This is a genomic window from Streptomyces kunmingensis, from assembly GCF_039533535.1.
Taxonomy (GTDB): Bacteria; Actinomycetota; Actinomycetes; order Streptomycetales; family Streptomycetaceae; genus Streptomyces; species Streptomyces kunmingensis.
In genome coordinates, this window is the sequence record NZ_BAAATS010000002.1 from 501,728 (window position 1) to 521,360 (window position 19,633).

Below are 19,633 nucleotides of genomic sequence, written 5' to 3' on the forward strand. Positions count from 1 at the left end.
GCTGTCTGCTGACGCCTGCCGGAACGAGAGCGACCTGATCTACGATCGGTGCGCGAAGCTCACCAGTTGGTTTCACGGGGCGGGGCACGGGGTGGTGATCAGCGATGCTGGAGCGGCATGAGATCGAGGCCTTTCTGGCCGTAGCCGAAGAGCTGCACTTCCGCCGCGCCACCGAACGGCTCGGGCTCGCCCAGGGCCGGGTGAGCCAGATCGTCGGCCGGCTCGAACGCCGCCTGGGCGTCGCGCTCTTCGCCCGTACGAGCCGCAGGGTAACCCTGACCCCGGCGGGGCAGCGCCTGTACGACGGCCTGGCCCCGGCCCACCAGGAGATCCAGGAGGCGGTCGCGCAGGCGCTGGCGACCGGCAAGGGCATCACCGGCACGCTGCGCGTGGGCTTCTCCTCGGCGTGGGCGGGCGACATGGTGCTGCGGACCGCCGAGGCCTTTCGCCGCACCCACCTCGGCTGCCTGGTCGAGATCCAGGAGATCCCGCTTTACGACACCTTCGGCCCGCTGCGCGCCGGCGTGGTGGATCTGCAGCTCACCGAGTTCCCGGTGGAGGAGCCTGACCTGGTGGCCGGCTCGGTGATCTTCTCGGAGACCCGGGCGATGATGGTGCCCGCAGACCACCCGTTCGCCCGGCGGGAGTCGGTCTCGGTGGAGGACCTGGCCCGCGCTCCGCTGATCGGCGTCACGGGCGCCAGCCCGCCGTACTGGCGCGAGTACATCTGGCCCAGCAAGACGCCGCAGGGCAAGCCGATCCCCCGGGGCCCCACCTTCGTGTACTGGCTGGAAGTCCCCCCGCTCGTCGCCTCCGGCCGCGGCATCTCCGTCGCGTCGCTGCGCGCCGCCCGCTACCACGGCCGCCCCGGCCTCACCTACGTCCCGTTCTGCGACGCTCCGTCCATGGACTACGGCCTGATCTGGCGCCGCGACGGCTTCACGTCCCGGGTGCAGGCGTTCACGGACACGCTGTGCCGCATACGCGCGGGGCGGCCGTAGGGCCTCCTTTCGGATCTTGTCGGCCGACACGGGGAGGTGTCATCCGGCACGCCGGTCGCCCCCGGGGCCAGCCAAGTGCTGTGCCCGGCGAAGAAGAACGCCACCGGAACGATCGACCTCAGCCTCCGGCTGCAAGAACGCCTCAGCCCGCCGGCCGACGACAAGCGCCCCCCTTCCGCCTCCACGACCGCGTCCAGCAGATCCGCAACAACCCCCGCCGCGGCGACGACGGCGTCTTCAACGGCGCAGCGGCACGAGATCGAGGTCTTCGACATCCCCCAGCTTCGAACGCAGCGAATGCAGCTCGTCCTCCACCCCGCCGGTCCGGGTCTCCAGACGGCGCACCTGGTGGCCGTAGTCGTCGCTCACCGCCGCACCCCCTTCGGGGCCGCGCCCGTGCTGTCCATCGAGGACCCGGCAACCAGCATCCAGCCCGCGGCTGCGGCGATGATGAACCACCGGCTGATCACGCTCAGGCTGATCAGAGCCACCAGGAGGGCGACCACGTGCACGCCGATGGCCCCGAACCGGCGGTCACGGTGCTGTTCGGCATCGACCTTCTGAAAGCAGCCGGCCACCGTTCCACAAAGTGCGGGACCAGCAGGGCCAACCACCAGGCCGAGCGGTCGAGGACGAAGACCAGCGCGATCAGCACGGCGCCGACGGCCGCCTGGCCGCGCCAGGACCACGTCACGATGCGCTCACTGCGTCTGCGCTCAGGTTCGGCCAGAAGCTCGGGAATCGTCTTCTCGAACTCCACCAGTTTGTTGGTGACGTTCACCAGCCGGGCGTACTCCACCGCGAACCGGTCGTCGTCGACGTCGTGTTTCAGCACTTCCGCATGGCGAGCGCCGACCCGTTGCTGAAGCCGCGCCAACTGCTCCTCGATCTGCTGCTCGGTGCTGCCCACCGAACCACCCCCACCCGCGATGCGACGACACGCCGACCAGACACTTCCCACCGGCAGCCACCGCCAGCCGTCAAACCGATCGACCGTACCCGCAGCTGTCCGGGACCCGCCGGGCAATCAGACGCAGTGGCCGAAACCATGCCGATCAACCCCGTGCATCGGCACCTGCCCGGGGTCGCCACTGGGCTGACGAGCGGCGGAGCGGGGCGGCCCCGGCCGACGCGCAACCGGCCTCATGGTCAGACCTGTGGTCGGCCCACAGGAGCCCGGCCCGATCCGTGGCGGCACCCAGGCGGATGATGCTTCTTCTACGCAGGCGCCGTGCTTAGCCCGCCCAGCGGCCCGACAGGAACGCCACCGCGTACAGCGTCGACAGCGGGGCAAGGACGCACAGGCAGACGTACGTCGCCCGCTGGCTGCGCAGCGTCCACGCGGCCAGGCCCGCCCACAACGGCCACCACAGCAGCGTCGCGCGCGGTATCGAGGTGTACCAGTACGAGGTGCCGAGCGCCCACAGGGTCAGGGCCACATATGCCGCCTCGGCCCAACGGCGGCCGCGCAGCAGCCAGGCGAACAGTCCGAGCCCGAGCAGCATCGCCACGAGTTCGGCCTGGCACAGCAGCGCGTAACCGGTGGCGTAGGTCCCCTCGGAGGCCGCGTTCCAGGTGTTCGCCCACGCCTCCCACGGCCAGTGGAAGGTGCGGTACCAGCCGCGTTCCTGCGCGTGCTTCCACGCCATCCAGTCGCCGGTCCTGGCATGCAGATACGCCGTGTACGCGAGCGCCGGCACGGCGGGCAGCGCCAGCCAGGGCAGCCGTCGCCACCGCCGGCCCGGCCCGTGCGCCACGAGGAACTGGACCAGGAGTGCCGCCGCGAGGAACAGGCCGCTGACCCGTACCGCTGTGGCGGCCGCGGTGAGGGCCGCCGCCAGGGCCCAGTTCCCGCGCCGGGCCGCGAGCCACGCGGGCAGGGCGAGTGCGAGGAACAGCGACTCGGTGTACCCGGCGGCCAGGAACACCGCGCACGGCGACAGCAGCAGAAGGAGCACGGCCCGGCCGCCGACGAGGGGGCCCGCTATGCGTGCGAGGGCCAGCATGGCGACGCCGCCCGACACGAACGAGATCAGCAGCCCGGCGAGCGTCCAGTCGGGGACGACGACGTGGACGGCGCGCAGCACGAGCGGGAACCCCGGGAAGAACGCCTCGGTGTTGTCGGCGCCGTGGAAGTACCCGTACTCGGCGATGGTCCGGTAGTGCGCCCAGTCCCACTGCTGCCACACCGAGAGCAGTGGCCGTGCCTGCTTGTCGTCCGGGCGGGCGGGGAACAGCCGGGCCACGCAGTACGCCGTCACGAGGAGCCCGGCCCGGGTCAGGACGTAGGTCCGCAGCACCGTCCGGTCGAGAGCACTAAGCCGAATCCGTCTCAACGGGCGTGCCGGCAGCGGGGGTTGGGTGCGTACGGGCGGTGCTTCGAGGAGGGCCGCGGGCATACGGGGGCTCCGTTTCGGGGCGTGCGGGACCGCCCGGCGGCGCGTCACGCGTGCGCGGCCGGCAGTTCAGGGGGCGGGGAGGATTAAGGGGTGGGCGCGTTCGTCGGCGTACCGGAGGGTGTGTACGTCCCCGGCGCGGTCGGCGGCAGCGACGTCCGCGTCGAGCCCGGCGGGTCCGACGAGACCGACGCATCCACCGAGGACGACGGGGTCGACGAGGGCGATTCGGGCGGCGTGGACGGCGGTCCTGACGACGGCGCGGGCCTCGGCTCCCCGGTGTCGGCGGGCTGGACCGTGCGCGGCCCGTCCGCCTTGAGCCCGGCGGCCACCACGCCGCCGGTACCGGCGCACAGCACCACGGCGGCGGCCGCGGCGACGGTGAACCGGCGGCGCCGCAGCCGGTCGCCGCGGGCCCGGATCACCGCCCCGGCCCGGGGCGCGGCCCCCCGTTGGCCGGTCGCGGCCAGTTCCTTGAGCGCCTCGGCAAGGCCGGGCTCGTCGCGGTGCTCAGTCACGGTGCGCCTCCAGCGCGCGAGGGTCCTGCATACGATCGGCAAGGGCGGCCCGGCCCCGGGACAGATGCGTCTTCACGGTGCCGGTGGAGAGTCCGGTCTCGCCCGCTATCTGCTCGACGGACAGATCGCAGATGTAGTGCAGGGCGACGACCCGGCGCTGCTGTGCGGACAGCTCCTTCAGCGCTTCGACGAGCACGACGGACCCGGGTTCGGGCGCGCCGACGGGTGGCGCCCCGCCGTGCCGCTGCCAGGCCTGCTCGCTGCGGCGCAGTCCTTGGTGGCGCCGCACCGCGAGCCGCCAGGCCACGGTCCGGATCCACGCCTCGGGCGCGGAGTGCCGGTCGAGGCGTCCGCGCCGGCTCCACGCCTTCACGAACGCCTCCTGCACGACGTCCTGCGCCTCCTGCCGGTCGCCGAGCATCACGTACAGCTGCCCGGTGAGGCGCCCGACCGCATGGGCGTAGAACTCCTCGAACTCCTCAGCGGTCACTCCCGTGCTCCTCGTGCTCCCCGGCCGTGCTGTCGTGATCTATAGACCTGGCGGCCCGTCGCCGGTTGACACCCACGGGGAAGAAATAAAGAAACGCCCGAGGGCGGCACCCCCTCGTGAAGAGGAGATGCCGCCCTCGGGACGAACAACAGACGAGCTGAACCAGTCGGAGACCGGATCAGAAGTCCATGTCACCGCCCGGCATGCCGCCCGGAGCGCCGCCGGCGGCGGCCTTCTCCGGCTTGTCGGCGATGACGGCCTCGGTGGTGAGGAACAGCGCGGCGATCGACGCGGCGTTCTGGAGCGCGGAGCGCGTCACCTTGGCCGGGTCGAGGATGCCCTCGGCGATCATGTCGACGTACTCGCCCGTGGCGGCGTTCAGACCGTGGCCGACGGCCAGGTTCCGAACCTTCTCCACGACGACGCCACCCTCGAGACCACCGTTGACGGCGATCTGCTTGAGCGGGGCCTCGAGCGCGAGCTTCACGGCGTTGGCGCCGGTCGCCTCGTCACCCTGGAGCTCGAGCTTCTCGAAGACCGCGGAGGCCTGGAGGAGGGCCACGCCACCACCGGCGACGATGCCCTCTTCGACGGCCGCCTTCGCGTTGCGAACGGCGTCCTCGATGCGGTGCTTGCGCTCCTTGAGCTCGACCTCGGTCGCGGCACCGGCCTTGATGACCGCAACACCGCCGGCGAGCTTCGCCAGGCGCTCCTGCAGCTTCTCGCGGTCGTAGTCGCTGTCCGAGTTCTCGATCTCGGCACGGATCTGGTTGACGCGGCCCTGGACCTGGTCGCTGTCACCGGCGCCGTCGACGATCGTCGTCTCGTCCTTGGTGATGACGACCTTGCGGGCGCAGCCGAGCAGGTCGAGACCGGCGTTCTCCAGCTTGAGGCCGACCTCCTCGGAGATGACGGTGCCACCGGTGAGGATGGCGATGTCGCCGAGCATGGCCTTGCGGCGGTCACCGAAGCCGGGCGCCTTGACGGCGACGGACTTGAAGGTGCCACGGATCTTGTTGACGACCAGGGTCGACAGGGCCTCGCCCTCGACGTCCTCGGCGATGATCAGCAGCGGCTTGCCGGACTGCATGACCTTCTCGAGCAGCGGAAGGAGGTCCTTCACGTTGCCGATCTTCGAGTTGACGATGAGGATGTACGGGTCGTCGAGCGACGACTCCATGCGCTCCATGTCGGTGGCGAAGTACGCCGAGATGTAGCCCTTGTCGAAGCGCATACCCTCGGTGAGCTCGAGCTCCAGACCGAAGGTCTGGCTCTCCTCGACGGTGATGACGCCTTCCTTGCCGACCTTGTCCATGGCCTCGGCGATGAGCTCGCCGATCTGGGTGTCGGCGGCGGAGATGGAGGCCGTCGAAGCGATCTGCTCCTTGGTCTCCACGTCCTTGGCCTGCTCGAGCAGGGCGGCGGAGACGGCCTCGACGGCCTTCTCGATGCCACGCTTGAGGGCCATGGGGTTGGCACCGGCGGCCACGTTGCGCAGACCCTCGCGCACCAGGGCCTGGGCCAGGACGGTCGCGGTCGTCGTGCCGTCACCGGCGACGTCGTCCGTCTTCTTCGCGACCTCCTTGACCAGCTCGGCGCCGATCTTCTCGTACGGGTCCTCGAGCTCGATCTCCTTGGCGATGGACACACCATCGTTGGTGATCGTGGGGGCGCCCCACTTCTTCTCGAGGACGACGTTGCGACCCTTGGGGCCCAGGGTCACCTTGACGGCGTCGGCGAGCTGGTTCATGCCGCGCTCGAGGCCGCGCCGTGCCTCCTCGTCGAACGCGATGATCTTGGCCATGTGAAGTGGTCCTCCCGGACGGGGTGGAAAAGCAAGCAAACGGACCGTGCTGGTGCCCGCGACGGACGGCCTGCAGCCCTTGTGGTTCCTTGCCCCACCCGGTCTGCGGGCCTCACCGACCCGATCCAAGTTCTGTCACTCTCACTGGGAGAGTGCTAAGCCCAATGATTAGCACTCGACCCATGCGAGTGCAAGCGGCTACCACAGATCTGCGGGGGGCGCGCGCAGCGCGAAGGGCAGCCGGAGCATGACGAAGGGCCCGCGCCCCTGGTGGGGGCACGGACCCTTCGTGTCGTACAAGCCTGCAGTCAGTCGCGACGCGCTTCAGCCGGCGGCGGCCAGGCGGACCATGTCGGCCTGTGGCCCCTTCTGGCCCTGCGAGATCTCGAATTCAACTCGCTGACCCTCTTCGAGGGTGCGGTAGCCGTCCATCTGAATCGCGCTGTAGTGGACGAATACATCCGCACCACCGTCGACCGCGATGAAGCCGTACCCCTTCTCCGCGTTGAACCACTTGACGGTGCCCTGAGCCATGCCTAACTCCCCTATTACTGGCCCTTGCACAGACCCGCACTTCGCGGATCCGGGTCAGACCTCACCCTCCCCATTGGGTGGGGGTGTGCGCCGGAACGCGTCGACCGCGGCTGAATGTATCTGCCCAACTGCCGTCTGCAACAGGTCAATCGGACGAGAATTCTGGGCACGCGCGATCCGGGAAACCGGGCCAACTCACCGGAAGCCAGGGCAAGTCGGGCCGCGCAAATGCCATAAAAGGCCCGAAAGGGCGGGGTACTTTGGCTACTTCTTGTCGCGTCTCGAGCGAGAACTCATATGCGCCCGTCATGCACCAGATAGGAAAACGAAGCAGCTTCCCCAACTGTACCGCGCTCAACCATGCAGAATGGCCCCCTCCGTTTCTCTCACGGAGGGGGCCATTCGAGTAACTCTGCGCAGAAAGGCGAAGATCAGCCGCCGGCGACGGCGGGAATGATCGACACGCCCGCGCCGTCCGGCGTCGCGGTCTCCAGACCCTGCTCGAAACGGACGTCGTCGTCGTTGACGTAGACGTTCACGAACCGGCGCAGCTTGCCCTGGTCATCGAGGACGCGCGCGGCGATCCCGGTGTGGTTCTTCTCCAGATCGGCGATGACATCCCCGAGCGTCCCGCCTTCGGCACTCACCTCGGCCTGACCACCGGTGTAGGTACGAAGAATGGTAGGAATCCGAACGTTGACACTCATACATTCACCTCGACAGTTGATAGCCCCTCCGGCGCTTGAGGAGCGGGGGTCCGGGGGCAGAGCCCCCGGTTTCGGGAAGGGGCGGGGCGGGGACTACTCGGACGCGGCGAGCCCAGCAGCCCGGAAGGCCTCAAGGCTGGGCCGAATGGTGGCCGTGGCCTGCGAAGACTCAGCGACAGCGTCCAGCGTCTTCAACCCATCACCCGTATTGAGCACAACCGTGGTGAGCGAAGGATCGATGAGCCCGGCCTCGATGAGCTTCTTGGCGACACCGACCGTCACCCCACCCGCGGTCTCGGCAAAGATCCCCTCGGTCTGCGCAAGCAGCTTGATCGCGTCGACGACCTGCTCGTCGTCGACGTCCTCCACGGCGCCCCCGGTACGCCGCGCGATGTCGAGCACGTAAGGCCCGTCGGCCGGGTTACCGATGGCGAGGGACTTGGCGATGGTGTCGGGCTTCTGCGGACGGACCACGTCCGTACCGGCCTTGTACGCGACGGAGACCGGCGAGCACCCCTCGGCCTGGGCGCCGAACAGCTTGTACGGCTTGTCCTCGACGAGGCCGAGCTTGATCAGCTCCTGCAGCCCCTTGTCGATCTTCGTGAACTGCGAGCCGGACGCGATCGGGATGACGAGCTGGTCGGGCAGCTGCCAGCCGAGCTGCTCGCAGATCTCGTAGGCGAGGGTCTTGGAGCCTTCGCCGTAGTACGGGCGCAGGTTCACGTTGACGAAGCCCCAGCCCTCGCCCAGCGGGTCGCCGATGAGCTCGGAGCAGAAGCGGTTCACGTCGTCGTAGTTGCCCTCGATGGCGACGAGGTCACCGCCGTAGACACCGGCCATGACGACCTTGCCCTGCTCCAGGTCGTGCGGGATGAACACGCACGAGCGGAAGCCGGCGCGGGCGGCGGCGGCGCCGACGGCGCCGGCCAGGTTGCCCGTCGAGGAGCACGACAGCGTCGTGAAGCCGAAGGCGCGCGCGGCCTCGATGGCCTGCGCGACGACGCGGTCCTTGAAGGAGTGCGTGGGGTTGCCGGAGTCGTCCTTGACGAACAACTTGCCCTGCTCGACGCCGAGTTCACGGGCGAGGTTGTCGGCCTTGACGAGCTTGGTCCAGCCGGGGTTCAGGTTCGGCTTCTCGGCGACGTCGGCGGGGACGGGCAGCAGCGGGGCGTAGCGCCAGACGTTGGCCGGGCCCGCCTCGATCTGCTTGCGGAGTGCCTCGGGGTCGCCGACGGGCAGGTCGTACGCGACTTCCAGAGGCCCGAAACACTCGACGCAGGCGAAGATCGGCCCGAGCTCGAAGGTGGTGCCGCACTCGCGGCAGGAGAGGCCGGACGCGGGGCCCAGATCGACGGTCTTCGCGGGGGTTTCCGTGGCGGCGTCGGTGGTGGCGACAGTCTGTACAGCCATGAGAGGCGAGGCCCTTTCTCCTCATCTTCCTCGCGGCGCATCTCGCCACGAGACGGATTTGGCACCTTCCCGAGCCGGGAGCCTCGCGGCCGCACTTCAATGTGCGTACGAGACCGGCTGGAGGGTTGCCGGGGCTTCAACGGGCCGTATCCCTCTGCCCCTCTGGATGAGCGGTATTCGGTTGTGTGTGGCAGTTATGTAGGGCGGCGACCCCGGCATGCGATGGTCACCGGCCTTGTTCAAGACTGTAACCGAAGGCCCGGACCCTTGAGATAGTCGTCCGAACCGCGAGATGGATCACATCCGCCGATACCGCCCCCGCGTGAAGGAGCCACAGACCGTGCTGGAAGAAGTCGAGCGCTGGTTGGAGAGGCGCTCCTGGGCCGTGGCCGACCGCCCGCTGCACCAGCTGGTCGCGGCGAAGCGGGCGTCCGGCCAGACGGTGAGCGTGGTGCTGCCGGCGCTCGACGAGCAGGAGACGGTCGGCGAGATCGTCACCGTGATCCGGCGCGAGCTGATGTCGGCCGCGGTGCCGCTCGTCGACGAGCTGGTGGTCGTGGACTCGGGCTCCACGGACCGCACCTCCGAGGTGGCGGCGGCGGCCGGGGCGCGCGTCGTGCACCGGGACGCGATCCTGCCGCGCATCCCGGCCCGGCCGGGCAAGGGCGAGGTGCTGTGGCGTTCGCTGTACGTGACGAGCGGCGACATCGTGTGCTTCGTCGACGCGGACCTGAAGGAGTTCTCGGCGGACTTCGTCTCCGGGATCGTCGGCCCGCTGCTCACCGACCCGGGCGTGAGCTTCGTGAAGGCCATGTACGACCGCCCGCTGGGTGAGGCGGCGGGCCAGGGCGGCCGGGTCACGGAGCTGATGGCCCGCCCGATACTCAATCTGCACTGGCCGCGCCTGGCCGGTTTCGTCCAGCCGCTGGGCGGCGAGTACGCGGCGCGCAGGTCGCTCCTCGAACGACTGCCGTTCCCCGTCGGGTACGGCGTCGAGCTGGGGCTGCTCGTGGACGCGCTGCACACCGTGGGCCTGGAGGCGCTGGCCCAGGTCGACGTGGGGGTGCGCAAGCACCGCCACCAGGACGGGCAGGCGCTCGGCCGGATGGCAGCGGCGATCTACCGCACGGCGCAGCTGCGGCTGGCCCGCGGCCATCTGGTGCGGCCGGTCCTCACCCAGTTCGAGCGGGGTGAGAACGGGTTCGAGCCGAGGACGCACGCGGTGGACACGGAGGAGCGGCCGCCGATGACCGAGATCGGTGAGTATGCGGAGCGTCGCGTGGCGTGATCATGGGCTGATCAGGTTTTTGCCTAGATTGCCACTTTATGTGGCTTAGACATCTCAGGGGCATGGCGGTCCTCACCGCGACGGCGACGACCGCCGACCCTCCTCGCGACGGTCGCACCCGCCTCCGCCGTCGTCGTCGACCCGTTCGCCAAACGCTACGAGGAAGCCCTCTACGGCGACTTCATCACGCTCGGCAACACCGTCCTGAAGTGCCCGTCCACGCCCGGGGACGCCGCGTCGCGCTGCGCGAGCGCGCAGGCCGGGCAGACGTCGGAGAACAACAACCAGTTCGCCATGGAGTACACGGACACGGCCGGGTTCGGTTCGGCGGTCCTGAACTCCTCCACCGGCAGGGTGACGATCCCGCCCGGCGCCACGGTCGCGTACGCCCGCCTGTTCTGGGGCGGCAACGACGGCACGTACAAGCTCGGCCGCAACCAGGCGACGGCAGGCTGACCAACAACGTGGTCGCCGACACCCCCCGCACCAACTGCGAGGACGGCTCCTCCGACCCGAACTGCGGGACGACGCCGGTCATCGACAAGAAGCGGCCCGCATCCGCCGCGCCGCCGCAGTCCCCGAAGCCGCCGACCCCTCCCCGGCACGAGCAGGGCGGACCCGCCCCGGCTCCCCCGCACTCGCCGGCGGCCTCGCACTCGCCCTCGCCCTCGCCCTCGCCCGGTGCCGAGCTCGCCGAGTCGGGCTCCGACCACTCCCAGGCGCTGCTGTACGGCGGGCTCGCCGTCTCACTGTGCGGACTCGGCGCGCTGGCCCTCGCGGCGGTCCGCAGCCGCCGTCGCTGACCTGCGCCCGAGGGCGTCGTACACGGCCGGGCCCCTGCCGGGGTCCGGTCGTACGTTTGAACACGGGCGAGCCGGGCTAGCGTGCCCGTATGGCTTCCACGCATGGTGCTGCTGAGGTTCTCGTCGCGTCCAACCGCGGCCCCGTCTCGTACGTCGTCGGGGACGGTGACGACGGCGCCGCGATCGAGGCGAAGCGCGGCGGCGGCGGCCTGGTCTCCGCGCTCAGCGTCGTCGACGACAAGCTGTGGGTGTGCGCGGCCCTCACCGACGGCGACCGGGAGGCCGTGCGGCGCGGAATCTCCGAGCCGGGTGTGCGGATGCTGGACATCGACGCGGACGTGCACGCGGACGCGTACAACGGGGTCGCGAACTCGGTGCTCTGGTTCGTGCACCACATGCTGTACCAGACACCTCTCGAGCCGTCGTTCGGCCCGGAATTCCGCCGCCAGTGGGCGTCGTACGAGGCGTACAACCGGGCGTTCGCCGAAGCCCTCGCCGAGGAGGCCGCGCCGGGCGCGACCGTCGTCGTGCAGGACTACCACCTCACGCTCGTCCCCGGCATGCTCCGCGAGCTCCGCGACGATCTGCTCATCGGGCACTTCTCGCACACGCCCTGGGCGCCCGTCGACTACTTCCGGATGCTGCCCGACGACATCGCCGAGCAGATCCTGAAGGGCATGCTCGGCGCGGACCGGCTCGGCTTCCTGACCCGGCGCTGGGCGGACGCCTTCACCGACTGCGCTACGCGGATCCTCGGGGGCACGTCGGGAACGCGGATCGGGGTGCACGGTCTCGGCGCGGACGCGGACTTCCTGCGGGAGCGTGCGGGCCGGCCGGACGTCGAGGAGCGCCTTGCCGCGCTGCGGGCGCAGGTCGGCGCGGACCGCCAGGTGATCGTGCGGGTGGACCGGACCGAGCTGTCCAAGAACATCGTGCGCGGCCTCCGCTCCTACGAGCTGCTCCTGGAGACCCGGCCCGAGCTGCGCGAGAAGGTCGTGCACGTCGCGTTCGCCTACCCCTCGCGGCAGGATCTGGCCGTGTACCGCGACTACACGGACGAGGTGTCGCGAGTCGCCGAGTCCATCAACTCCCGCTTCGCGGTGCCGGGTTGGACGCCCGTCGTCCTCCACGTCAAGGACGACTTCGCGCGCTCGCTCGCGGCGTACCGTCTCGCCGACGTGGCGCTGGTGAACCCCATCCGCGACGGCATGAACCTCGTCGCGAAGGAGGTACCGGTCGTCTCCGACGAGGGGTGCGTGCTGGTGCTCTCGCGGGAGGCCGGGGCGTTCGAGGAGCTGGGTGAGGATGCGCTGGTCGTGAACCCGTACGACGTTTCCGGGACGGCGGTGGCGCTTGGCGCTGCGCTGGACATGGCGGTCGAGGAGCGGGCCGAGCGGACGAAACGGCTGGCCGCGGCGGGGACGGCTCTGCCGCCTGGGCAATGGTTCCTGGATCAGCTGGCGGCGCTGCGGGACTGAACGGTTCGCGCCGCGGGTTTCCGGTTTCATCGCCGAGCGCGCCTGCCGTCGTGGCAGATCGCGCAGTTCCCCGCGCCCCTGGGCCATCATCCGCCTGCCGGCCAGCAGGGGCTGGGCCCGCAGTTCCCCGCGCCCCTGGGCCATCATCCGCCTGCCGACCGGCGGGGGCTGATCGCGCAGTTCCCCGCGCCCCTGGGATGCGCACTGCGTGCGCCATCTCGAGGGGCTGCGTGGAGCGCGGCCCATGGAGCTGCGGCGGAGCCGCATGCTTCAGGGGCGCGGGGAACTGCGCGAGAAGCCCCACCGGGCCGCGGCCGGAAACACACCCGACGGATGCAGCACGCAGTGCGCATCCCCAGGGGCGCGGGGAACTGCGCGATCAGCCCCCGACGACCCGCACCCAAAGATCCGCCCCCTCCCGAACCCTCACACCGCCGGCGGCACCTGGCTGAGCCACGCCAGTAGCGCCACCACCCCGGAAGGACCGTCCAGTACAAGATCGGCCCGCTCCGCCAGCTCCGCGATCACCGTGTCGGCAGCCACCAGCACCCCGGGTACTCCCTCGAGCCGCAATTTCTCCACCGCCGCGAACGCGGGCAGGTCGCCCAGGTCGTCCCCGGCGTACAGGACGGACTCCGCGCCCACCTCACGGACGTACTCCGTGAGCGCGACCCCCTTGTCGACCCCCGGCGGGCGCAGCTCCAGGACCATCCGGCCGGGTTCGACGACGAGCCCGTGCCGAGAAGCCAGAGCCCCCAGCGGAGAGCGCAACGTCTCGAACGCGCCCTGCGGATCACCGGCCCGCCGGGTGTGGACCGCGACGGCCCGCCCCTTCTCCTCCACGTACGTGTCGTGCCACAGCCCGAACTCACCGAGGACACCGGGGAGTTCGGAGCGCACCGCGGCGACCCCGGGATGCGGCGCGGGCGCGCGCACGGTGCCGGTGACGGCGTCCCAGCGCTCGGCGCCGTAGTGCCCGAGGACGACGAGGTGTTCCAGGCCCGGGACACCCGCGAACCCTCCGTGCCGGACGGCGACACCCGCGGGCCGGCCCGTGATGACGGCGACGGAGGCGACCCGGGGTGCCAGCGCGGCGAGCGCCGGTACCGCGTCGGGGTGGGCGCGGGCCTGCTCGGGATCGGCGACGATCGGGGCCAGCGTGCCGTCGAAGTCGACGGCGATGACGCTCCGCTCCGGGCGGGCGACGATGGCGGCGAGGCCGTCACGCCCGGCGGAGGTGGTCGGGGTCCATAGGTCGTCCTGGTGGCTCACCATGGGACCGACCTTATCCGCGACCCCGCTGTCCCGGGGAACCCCGGCCCCGCTGTCCCGGGGGCCCGGGGAACCCCCGCGCGAACGGCCTCAGCGCTCGCGCCGCTTGCCGTCCCGCACCCGCCGCAGCCGGTTCACCGTCACGGGCGCGAGCTCCAGGGCACGGGGATCATCGAGCAGGGCGTTCAGCACCTGGTAGTAGCGCACGGGCGCCAGGTCCAGCTCCTCGCGGATCGCCCGCTCCTTGGCGCCCGGCGTCTCCCACCCGCGCCCCTCGAACGCGAGCACGGCGCGCTCACGCTCACCCAGCGACTCCATGCCCGGCACGCTACTCCGCGGCTTCCGCGGCCGCCGCCTGGTTCTGGATCCGGCCGAGCACGGCGCCCGCGCTGGTGTTGCCGGCGACGGCCGTACCGATCTGGTCCTTGATGTCGGCGCTGACCGATGCCCAGGACGTCTTGCCGACGGGGTAGATCTCGGAGTTGGTGAGGCCTTCCAGGAACGGCCAGAGCTTCTTGTCCTCCTCGGCGCCCGACATGGCCTCGGAGGCGCTGTTGGTGACCGGCAGCAGGTTGTACTCGCGGGAGAACTCCAGGACGTTCTTCTCGCTGTAGACGTAGTTGAGGAAGTCGCCGACCTGCTCGCGGTGGCCGTTCTGCTTGAAGGCCATCATCCAGTCGGCGACGCCCATCGTGGACCTGGCCTGCCCGTCGGGACCTGGCAGCGGCACGGTGCCGTAGTCGACGCCCTGCTTGGCGGCCATCCGCATCAGCGTGGGGTGGCCGTTGAGCATGCCGACCTCGCCCTTGGCGAACGCGGCGAAGGCGGTGGCCCGGTTGAGCTCGCCCGGCGCGGTGGGGCCGGTCAGGCCCTTGCCGACGAGGTCGTTCTTCAGCCAGTCGAACGTCGCGACGTTCTGCTTGGAGTCGATGGTGTACGAGCCGACGTCGTCGGTGTAGCCGTCGCCGCCGCTCAGCATCCAGATCATGGTCTCGGCCTGGGCCTCCTCGCGGCCCAGCGGCAGCGCGTAGGGGTACTTCACCCCGTCCGCCTTGAGCGCCTTGGCGTCGGCCTCCAGCTCGTCCCACGTGGTGGGCGGTGTGATGCCGGCGTCCTTGAAGAGCTTCTTGTTGTAGAACAGCAGCCGCGTGGAGGAGGCGAACGGCATGCCGTACTGGGTGCTGTCGACCTTGCCCGCGTCGGCGAGCTGGGACAGGTAGTCGGCCTGGGTGGGGACGTCGAGCAGGTCGCCGACCGGGTACAGCTTGCCGGCCGCCGCGTAGTCCGCGTACGCGCCGATCTGCGCCATGTCGGGGGCGTGGCCCTCGTCGACCATGGTCTTGACCTTGGCGTCGACGTCGTTCCACGAGTAGACGTCGACGTCGATCTTGACGCCCTCGTGGTCCTTCTCGTAGGCCGCGGCGAGCTTGTCCCAGTACTTCTGCGAGCTGTTGTCCGCGGAGTCGCCGTAATCGGCGGCGACCAGCTTCAGCGTGACGTCCTCCGACCCCGCGCCGCCGCAGGCGGTGAGCGTGCCCGCCATGCCCAGTGCGGCCACTGCCGCGATCAGACCGGTGATGTGCCGCTGCACCGCTGTTCCCACCCTCGTATGTGTGTCACGTGTGATGTCGCGAGGCCCCGGGGATCCCCCAGGCCCGAACCCTAAGGTCTACACCACCCAGATCTCGCTCCGGCAACAGGGCGTCCCCCGCGCAAGATCCATGCGAATGGACTAGACCTCTCAAGGGTGTTCGCGCGACACTGTGCCCCGTGGAACATGTCATCGCCCTGGACGTGGGCGGCACCGGAATGAAGGCCGCCCTGGTCGGGGCGGACGGCACCCTGCTGTATCAGGCGCGCCGGGCGACCCAGCGCGAACGCGGCCCCGACGCGGTCGTCGAGACCATACTCGGCTTCGCCGCCGAGCTGCGCGCGTACGGCGAGGAGCACTTCGGCGCCCCCGCGGCCGCCGCCGGCGTCGCCGTGCCCGGCGTCGTCGACGAGGAAGCCGGCATCGCCGTGTTCGCCGCCAACCTCGGCTGGCGGGACGTACCGATGCGGGCCCTGCTGAGCGAGCGGCTCGGCTCCATCCCCGTCGCCCTCGGCCACGACGTGCGCACCGGCGGCCTCGGCGAGGGCCGGCTCGGCGCGGGCAAGGACGCCGACCGGTTCCTCTTCATGCCGCTGGGCACCGGCATCGCGGGCGCCATCGGCATCGACGGTCGCATCGAGCCCGGCGCGCACGGCTCGGCCGGCGAGATCGGCCATGTCGTCGTGCGCCCCGGCGGGGTGGCCTGCGGCTGCGGCCAGCGCGGCTGCCTGGAGCGGTACGCGTCCGCCTCCGCCGTCACCCTCGCCTGGCAGGCCGCCGGCGGCGACGAGAAGGCCACCGCGGCGGACTGCGCGCGCGCCGTCGACGCCGGGGACCCGATGGCCGCCAAGGTCTGGCAGGACGCCGTGGACGCGCTCGCCGACGGGCTCGTCATGGCGCTCACTCTCCTGGACCCCCGAACCATGATCATCGGTGGCGGTCTCGCCGAGGCCGGGGAAACGTTGTTCACGCCCCTGCGGGCGGCGGTCGCGGAGCGCGTCACGTTCCAGGCACTGCCCACGATCGTCCCGGCCGTCCTCGGGGACACCGCCGGCTGCCTGGGCGCGGGGCTGCTCGCCTGGGACCTGTTCACCGACACATCCACCGATAGCGCGGAGGTAACCGCCTGATGGCCACAGCAAAGGTGCTCGCAGGGGCCCGGGTGGTACTGCCCACCGGGACCGTCACGGACGGCCGCGTCATCGTCGACGGCACGAGGATCGCCGGAGCCGCGCCGGACGACGCCGCGGTCGTCGACCTCTCCGGCCACTGGGTGGTGCCCGGCTTCGTCGACATGCACAACCACGGCGGCGGCGGCGCCTCCTTCACGTCCGGCACCGTCGAGGACATCCTCAAGGGCATCCACACCCACCGCCTGCACGGCACGACGACGGTCGTCCCCTCGTTCGTGACCGGCGAGACTGACTTCCTCACCCAGCGCGCGGGCCTCCTCTCCGAACTGGCCGAGCAGGGCGAGATCGCGGGCATCCACTTCGAGGGCCCGTTCATCTCGCCGTGCCGCAAGGGCGCCCACGACGAGACGCTGCTGCGCGACCCCGACCCGGCCGAGGTCCGCAAGCTCGTCGACGCGGCCCGCGGCAAGGCCAAGATGGTCACCCTCGCCACCGAACTCCCCGGCGGCATCGACTCCGTACGCCTCCTCGCCGAACAGGGCGTGATCGCCGCGATCGGGCACACCGACGCGACGTACGAGCAGACGGTGGAGGCCATCGACGCGGGCGCCACCGTCGCCACGCACCTCTTCAACGCGATGCCGGCCCTCGGCCACCGCGCGCCGGGCCCCATCGCGGCGCTCCTGGAGGACGAGCGGATCACCGTCGAGCTGATCAACGACGGCACGCATCTGCACCCGGCCGCCCTGGAGCTGGCGTTCCATCACAAGGGCGGCGAGAAGGTCGCGTTCATCACCGACGCGATGGACGCGGCCGGCTTCGGCGACGGGCGCTACATGCTCGGCCCCATGGAGGTCGAGGTGAAGGACAGCGTGGCGCGGCTCGTCAAGGGCGGCTCCATCGCGGGCTCCACGCTCACCCTGGACCGGGCGTTCCAGCGCGCCGCGACCATCGACCGCCTCGCGGTCGAGGACATCGTCAAGGCGATCTCCGCCAACCCGGCCCGCCTCCTCGGCGTCTACGACAAGGTGGGCTCCCTGGAGCCCGGCAAGGACGCCGACCTCGTGGTCCTGGACGCCGAGTTCGCGCTCAAGGGCGTCATGCGCAAGGGCGAGTGGATCGTCGCACCGCAACTGGTGTGATCGACAGGGCGGTTGGTCCGCGGGCTGGGCCAACCGCCTTGACTTTGGCATGATCAACCCCCGTAACTGAAAGCATCACCGCACGTACGCGCAGAACATCGGGGGGTGAGGTCCTGTGATCCTCACGGTCACCTTGAACACCGCACTCGACATCACGTACCGGGTCAAGGCACTGCGCCCGCACGCCTCGCACCGTGTCACCGACGTCACCGAACGGCCGGGCGGCAAAGGCCTGAACGTGGCCCGGGTGCTCGCCGCACTCGGCCACGAGGTGACGGTGACGGGCTTCGCGGGCGGCGCCACGGGACGCACACTCCAGGACCAACTCCTCGGCGCCACAGGCATTTCGGACGCCCTGGTCCCCGTCAGCGGTTCGACCCGTCGCACGGTCGCGGTCGTCGACAGCTCGACCGGCGACACGACACAGCTCAACGAACCGGGACCGCTGGTCTCCGCCGAGGAATGGACGGCCTTCCAAGAGGCCTACGAGCATCTGCTGGACTCCGCGTCCGCGGTCGCCCTGTGCGGCAGCCTGCCACCGGGCGTCCCGGTCGGCGCCTACGCGACGCTGGTGCGGGCGGCACGGACCGCCTCCGTACCCGTCCTCCTGGACACCAGCGGCGAACCGCTGCGCCGCGGCATAGCGGCCCGCCCCGACATCGTGAAGCCGAACGCGGACGAGCTGGCCGAACTCACCGGCTCACACGAGCCGTTGCAGGCCATGAAGGACGCCCGCAGGCGCGGGGCGCACGCCGTCGTCGCCTCCCTCGGCGCGAAAGGGCTGCGCGCCCTCACCCCGGACGGCACCTGGCAGGCCCCCGCCCCCGACCGTCTCGAGGGCAACCCGACGGGCGCGGGCGACTCGGCGGTGGCGGGTCTGCTCTCCGGCTACGTGGAACACCTGCCGTGGCCGCAGCGCCTGGCCCGCGCGGTCGCGCTGTCGGCGGCGACGGTGGTGGCACCGGTGGCGGGCGAGTTCGACGCAGCGACGTACGAGCGGCTCGTACGCGAGGTGCGGGTGACGGATCAGATCAGCGCGGCCTGATCCGCCGGGGCGTCAGCCTTTGTTCTCGGCCAGCCACATCTGGTCGATGTTGGCGTCGCACGTGTTGCCCTGCTCACAGGAGACGGAGATCGCGTTCGTCCCCTTGGTGAGCTGGACGATGGCCCACGTGTTCGTCCAGCCCTTCTCCCAGTCGCCTTCCTTGGCGCCGGCGAAGTTCTTCATGTTCAGCGGCCGGGTCTGCTTCGTGCCGTTCACGTTGATCGTGGCGTCGGAGTCCTTGCCGGGCACTCCGTAGTTCACGTACAGCCGGTACGCGCCGTCCTTCGGGATGTCGTTGACGGTCCAGGTCAGGCTCGCGCCCACCTTGTTGAACCCCGCGACGTACACCCCGCCGTCCGCCTCCGCGCCGTCCACGTCGGACGCGGTGGCCGTGCCGCCGTCCAGCTTCAGCGTCTTCGCGTCGGTCTTCGGCAGGTCCACCGGGTCGGCCGTGGCCGACTTGGACGGCGTCGCGCTGGGCTCCACCGTCTGCGAGCCGCCGGACGGCTTGCTGCCGGCCTCGCCCTTGTCGTCGTCCGCGTCGGCGCTCAGCATGGCGACGCCGATACCGATCACGACGGCCGCGACGACCGCGACCGCGCCGATCAGCAGCGCCTTGGTGTTCGGGCCGCGGCCCCGGCCGCCACCGCCGCGCCCGGGCTGCGGCGGACCCGGCTGCGAGGGTGCGCCACCACCGGGCAGCGTCTCGGGCGCCTGGTAGTAGGCGTTCGGCTGGTTGTACGCGGCGGTCTGCTGCTGTTGCTGCTGCGGAACCTGCTGCTGCCCGTACTGCGGCTGCTGCTGCCCGCCGTACTGGCGCTCGCCGACCGCGCGGACGTGGTGGTGCGAGGAGCGGGGATTCGGGTAGCCGTAGCCGCCACCCCCGCCGCTGGGCGGGGTCGCCCCGGCCGCCTGACCGTCGGCGTACAGATAGCCGAACGGATCGTCGTCCTCGGGCGTGGTGCTCGCGCCGTTGTTGCCGGGCGCCATCCCTGATCACTCCCTACGCGTTTGCTTACCG

General features: G+C 70.7%; 23 protein-coding genes and 1 riboswitch. Of the genes, 8 read left to right on the plus strand and 15 right to left on the minus strand.

Annotated elements, in window-relative coordinates; genetic code table 11:
* The first annotated feature begins 104 nt into the window (after window positions 1-104).
* Window positions 105-1,001 carry a LysR family transcriptional regulator gene (locus tag ABD366_RS04375; protein ID WP_324765994.1) on the plus strand — a complete coding sequence of 299 codons (897 nt, stop codon included), beginning with the start codon at window positions 105-107 and terminating at the stop codon, window positions 999-1,001.
* 237 nt (window positions 1,002-1,238) lie between these two features.
* Here ABD366_RS04375 and ABD366_RS04380 read toward each other — a convergent pair whose 3' ends face one another.
* From ABD366_RS04380 to thrC, 10 genes are all read right to left on the minus strand, one after another.
* On the minus strand, window positions 1,239-1,370 hold the full coding sequence (locus tag ABD366_RS04380; RefSeq protein ID WP_324765995.1) for a hypothetical protein: 132 nt from the start codon (window positions 1,368-1,370) through the stop codon (window positions 1,239-1,241).
* The gene (locus ABD366_RS04385) at window positions 1,367-1,492 is read right to left on the minus strand and encodes a hypothetical protein (RefSeq protein WP_324765996.1); all 126 of its coding nucleotides are present in this window, start codon (window positions 1,490-1,492) and stop codon (window positions 1,367-1,369) included. The genes ABD366_RS04380 and ABD366_RS04385 overlap by 4 nt, the downstream gene beginning before the upstream one ends.
* Window positions 1,483-1,911, minus strand: coding sequence for a hypothetical protein (locus ABD366_RS04390; RefSeq protein WP_324765997.1), 429 nt, complete (start codon window positions 1,909-1,911; stop codon window positions 1,483-1,485). The genes ABD366_RS04385 and ABD366_RS04390 overlap by 10 nt, the downstream gene beginning before the upstream one ends.
* A gap of 325 nt (window positions 1,912-2,236) precedes the next feature.
* Window positions 2,237-3,400 carry a mannosyltransferase family protein gene (locus ABD366_RS04395; protein ID WP_324765998.1) on the minus strand — a complete coding sequence of 388 codons (1,164 nt, stop codon included), beginning with the start codon at window positions 3,398-3,400 and terminating at the stop codon, window positions 2,237-2,239.
* A gap of 83 nt (window positions 3,401-3,483) precedes the next feature.
* Entirely contained in the window at window positions 3,484-3,915 is a 432-nt protein-coding gene (locus tag ABD366_RS04400; protein WP_324765999.1) for a hypothetical protein, read from the minus strand.
* On the minus strand, window positions 3,908-4,405 hold the full coding sequence (locus tag ABD366_RS04405) for a SigE family RNA polymerase sigma factor (RefSeq protein ID WP_324766000.1): 498 nt from the start codon (window positions 4,403-4,405) through the stop codon (window positions 3,908-3,910). Before ABD366_RS04405 ends, ABD366_RS04400 begins: the two co-directional genes overlap by 8 nt.
* 178 nt (window positions 4,406-4,583) lie before the next feature.
* The gene (groL, locus tag ABD366_RS04410) at window positions 4,584-6,209 is read right to left on the minus strand and encodes a chaperonin GroEL (protein ID WP_324766001.1); all 1,626 of its coding nucleotides are present in this window, start codon (window positions 6,207-6,209) and stop codon (window positions 4,584-4,586) included.
* Window positions 6,210-6,533: 324 nt separating this feature from the next.
* Window positions 6,534-6,743, minus strand: a complete 210-nt coding sequence (locus tag ABD366_RS04415; protein ID WP_109445992.1) for a cold-shock protein — start codon at window positions 6,741-6,743, stop codon at window positions 6,534-6,536.
* Window positions 6,744-7,174: 431 nt separating this feature from the next.
* Window positions 7,175-7,450, minus strand: a complete 276-nt coding sequence (locus ABD366_RS04420; RefSeq protein WP_324766002.1) for a MoaD/ThiS family protein — start codon at window positions 7,448-7,450, stop codon at window positions 7,175-7,177.
* A 93-nt stretch (window positions 7,451-7,543) separates the two neighbouring features.
* Entirely contained in the window at window positions 7,544-8,860 is a 1,317-nt protein-coding gene (gene thrC, locus ABD366_RS04425) for a threonine synthase (protein ID WP_324766003.1), read from the minus strand.
* Window positions 8,861-8,878: 18 nt separating this feature from the next.
* Window positions 8,879-9,033, minus strand: a riboswitch (SAM riboswitch).
* A 167-nt stretch (window positions 9,034-9,200) separates the two neighbouring features.
* On the opposite strand from thrC, the gene ABD366_RS04430 reads away from it, so the two are divergent.
* A complete protein-coding gene (locus tag ABD366_RS04430) occupies window positions 9,201-10,148 on the plus strand; it encodes a glucosyl-3-phosphoglycerate synthase (protein WP_324766042.1) in 948 nt (315 codons plus the stop codon).
* A 170-nt stretch (window positions 10,149-10,318) separates the two neighbouring features.
* Here the strand turns inward: ABD366_RS04430 and ABD366_RS04435 are convergent, their stop codons facing one another.
* Window positions 10,319-10,444, minus strand: a complete 126-nt coding sequence (locus tag ABD366_RS04435; RefSeq protein WP_324766004.1) for a hypothetical protein — start codon at window positions 10,442-10,444, stop codon at window positions 10,319-10,321.
* Here ABD366_RS04435 and ABD366_RS04440 point away from each other — a divergent pair.
* The 3 genes from ABD366_RS04440 to ABD366_RS04450 all read left to right on the plus strand — a co-directional run bounded on the left by ABD366_RS04440 (window position 10,443) and on the right by ABD366_RS04450 (window position 12,429).
* A complete protein-coding gene (locus ABD366_RS04440; RefSeq protein WP_324766005.1) occupies window positions 10,443-10,604 on the plus strand; it encodes a hypothetical protein in 162 nt (53 codons plus the stop codon). The two genes, ABD366_RS04435 and ABD366_RS04440, sit on opposite strands and share 2 nt — an antisense overlap.
* A gap of 8 nt (window positions 10,605-10,612) precedes the next feature.
* Window positions 10,613-10,951 (plus strand): hypothetical protein, encoded by a 339-nt coding sequence (locus tag ABD366_RS04445; RefSeq protein ID WP_324766006.1) that lies wholly within the window; start codon window positions 10,613-10,615, stop codon window positions 10,949-10,951.
* 89 nt (window positions 10,952-11,040) lie between these two features.
* Complete coding sequence (locus ABD366_RS04450) at window positions 11,041-12,429, plus strand: alpha,alpha-trehalose-phosphate synthase (UDP-forming) (RefSeq protein WP_324766007.1); 1,389 nt, start codon at window positions 11,041-11,043, stop codon at window positions 12,427-12,429.
* A 426-nt stretch (window positions 12,430-12,855) separates the two neighbouring features.
* On the opposite strand, the gene otsB is transcribed toward ABD366_RS04450, so the two are convergent.
* The 3 genes from otsB to ABD366_RS04465 all read right to left on the minus strand — a co-directional run bounded on the left by otsB (window position 12,856) and on the right by ABD366_RS04465 (window position 15,292).
* On the minus strand, window positions 12,856-13,704 hold the full coding sequence (gene otsB / locus ABD366_RS04455) for a trehalose-phosphatase (RefSeq protein ID WP_324766008.1): 849 nt from the start codon (window positions 13,702-13,704) through the stop codon (window positions 12,856-12,858).
* 87 nt (window positions 13,705-13,791) lie between these two features.
* Entirely contained in the window at window positions 13,792-14,019 is a 228-nt protein-coding gene (locus ABD366_RS04460; RefSeq protein ID WP_324766009.1) for a DUF3263 domain-containing protein, read from the minus strand.
* A 10-nt stretch (window positions 14,020-14,029) separates the two neighbouring features.
* The gene (locus tag ABD366_RS04465) at window positions 14,030-15,292 is read right to left on the minus strand and encodes an ABC transporter substrate-binding protein (protein ID WP_458860705.1); all 1,263 of its coding nucleotides are present in this window, start codon (window positions 15,290-15,292) and stop codon (window positions 14,030-14,032) included.
* A 179-nt stretch (window positions 15,293-15,471) separates the two neighbouring features.
* Here ABD366_RS04465 and ABD366_RS04470 point away from each other — a divergent pair, with 179 nt between their 5' ends.
* From ABD366_RS04470 to ABD366_RS04480, 3 genes are all read left to right on the plus strand, one after another.
* Window positions 15,472-16,422 (plus strand): ROK family protein, encoded by a 951-nt coding sequence (locus ABD366_RS04470; protein WP_324766010.1) that lies wholly within the window; start codon window positions 15,472-15,474, stop codon window positions 16,420-16,422.
* Window positions 16,422-17,567 (plus strand): N-acetylglucosamine-6-phosphate deacetylase, encoded by a 1,146-nt coding sequence (nagA, locus tag ABD366_RS04475; RefSeq protein WP_324766011.1) that lies wholly within the window; start codon window positions 16,422-16,424, stop codon window positions 17,565-17,567. The genes ABD366_RS04470 and nagA overlap by 1 nt, the downstream gene beginning before the upstream one ends.
* 115 nt (window positions 17,568-17,682) lie before the next feature.
* Window positions 17,683-18,612, plus strand: a complete 930-nt coding sequence (locus tag ABD366_RS04480) for a 1-phosphofructokinase family hexose kinase (protein WP_324766012.1) — start codon at window positions 17,683-17,685, stop codon at window positions 18,610-18,612.
* A 12-nt stretch (window positions 18,613-18,624) separates the two neighbouring features.
* Here ABD366_RS04480 and ABD366_RS04485 read toward each other — a convergent pair whose 3' ends face one another.
* A complete protein-coding gene (locus ABD366_RS04485; RefSeq protein WP_324766013.1) occupies window positions 18,625-19,602 on the minus strand; it encodes a carbohydrate-binding protein in 978 nt (325 codons plus the stop codon).
* Window positions 19,603-19,633 lie beyond the last annotated feature (31 nt).

Bases quoted from the DNA above. Each gene is read 5' to 3' on its own strand.
- ABD366_RS04375 (WP_324765994.1), top strand. From the start codon at position 105: ATGCTGGAGCGGCATGAGATCGAGGCCTTTCTGGCCGTAGCCGAAGAG.
- ABD366_RS04395 (WP_324765998.1), bottom strand. From the start codon at position 3,400: ATGCCCGCGGCCCTCCTCGAAGCACCGCCCGTACGCACCCAACCCCCG.
- groL (WP_324766001.1), bottom strand. From the start codon at position 6,209: ATGGCCAAGATCATCGCGTTCGACGAGGAGGCACGGCGCGGCCTCGAG.
- ABD366_RS04415 (WP_109445992.1), bottom strand. From the start codon at position 6,743: ATGGCTCAGGGCACCGTCAAGTGGTTCAACGCGGAGAAGGGGTACGGC.
- ABD366_RS04420 (WP_324766002.1), bottom strand. From the start codon at position 7,450: ATGAGTGTCAACGTTCGGATTCCTACCATTCTTCGTACCTACACCGGT.
- thrC (WP_324766003.1), bottom strand. From the start codon at position 8,860: ATGGCTGTACAGACTGTCGCCACCACCGACGCCGCCACGGAAACCCCC.
- ABD366_RS04440 (WP_324766005.1), top strand. From the start codon at position 10,443: ATGGAGTACACGGACACGGCCGGGTTCGGTTCGGCGGTCCTGAACTCC.
- ABD366_RS04435 (WP_324766004.1), bottom strand. From the start codon at position 10,444: ATGGCGAACTGGTTGTTGTTCTCCGACGTCTGCCCGGCCTGCGCGCTC.
- ABD366_RS04450 (WP_324766007.1), top strand. From the start codon at position 11,041: ATGGCTTCCACGCATGGTGCTGCTGAGGTTCTCGTCGCGTCCAACCGC.
- otsB (WP_324766008.1), bottom strand. From the start codon at position 13,704: ATGGTGAGCCACCAGGACGACCTATGGACCCCGACCACCTCCGCCGGG.
- ABD366_RS04460 (WP_324766009.1), bottom strand. From the start codon at position 14,019: ATGGAGTCGCTGGGTGAGCGTGAGCGCGCCGTGCTCGCGTTCGAGGGG.
- nagA (WP_324766011.1), top strand. From the start codon at position 16,422: ATGGCCACAGCAAAGGTGCTCGCAGGGGCCCGGGTGGTACTGCCCACC.
- ABD366_RS04485 (WP_324766013.1), bottom strand. From the start codon at position 19,602: ATGGCGCCCGGCAACAACGGCGCGAGCACCACGCCCGAGGACGACGAT.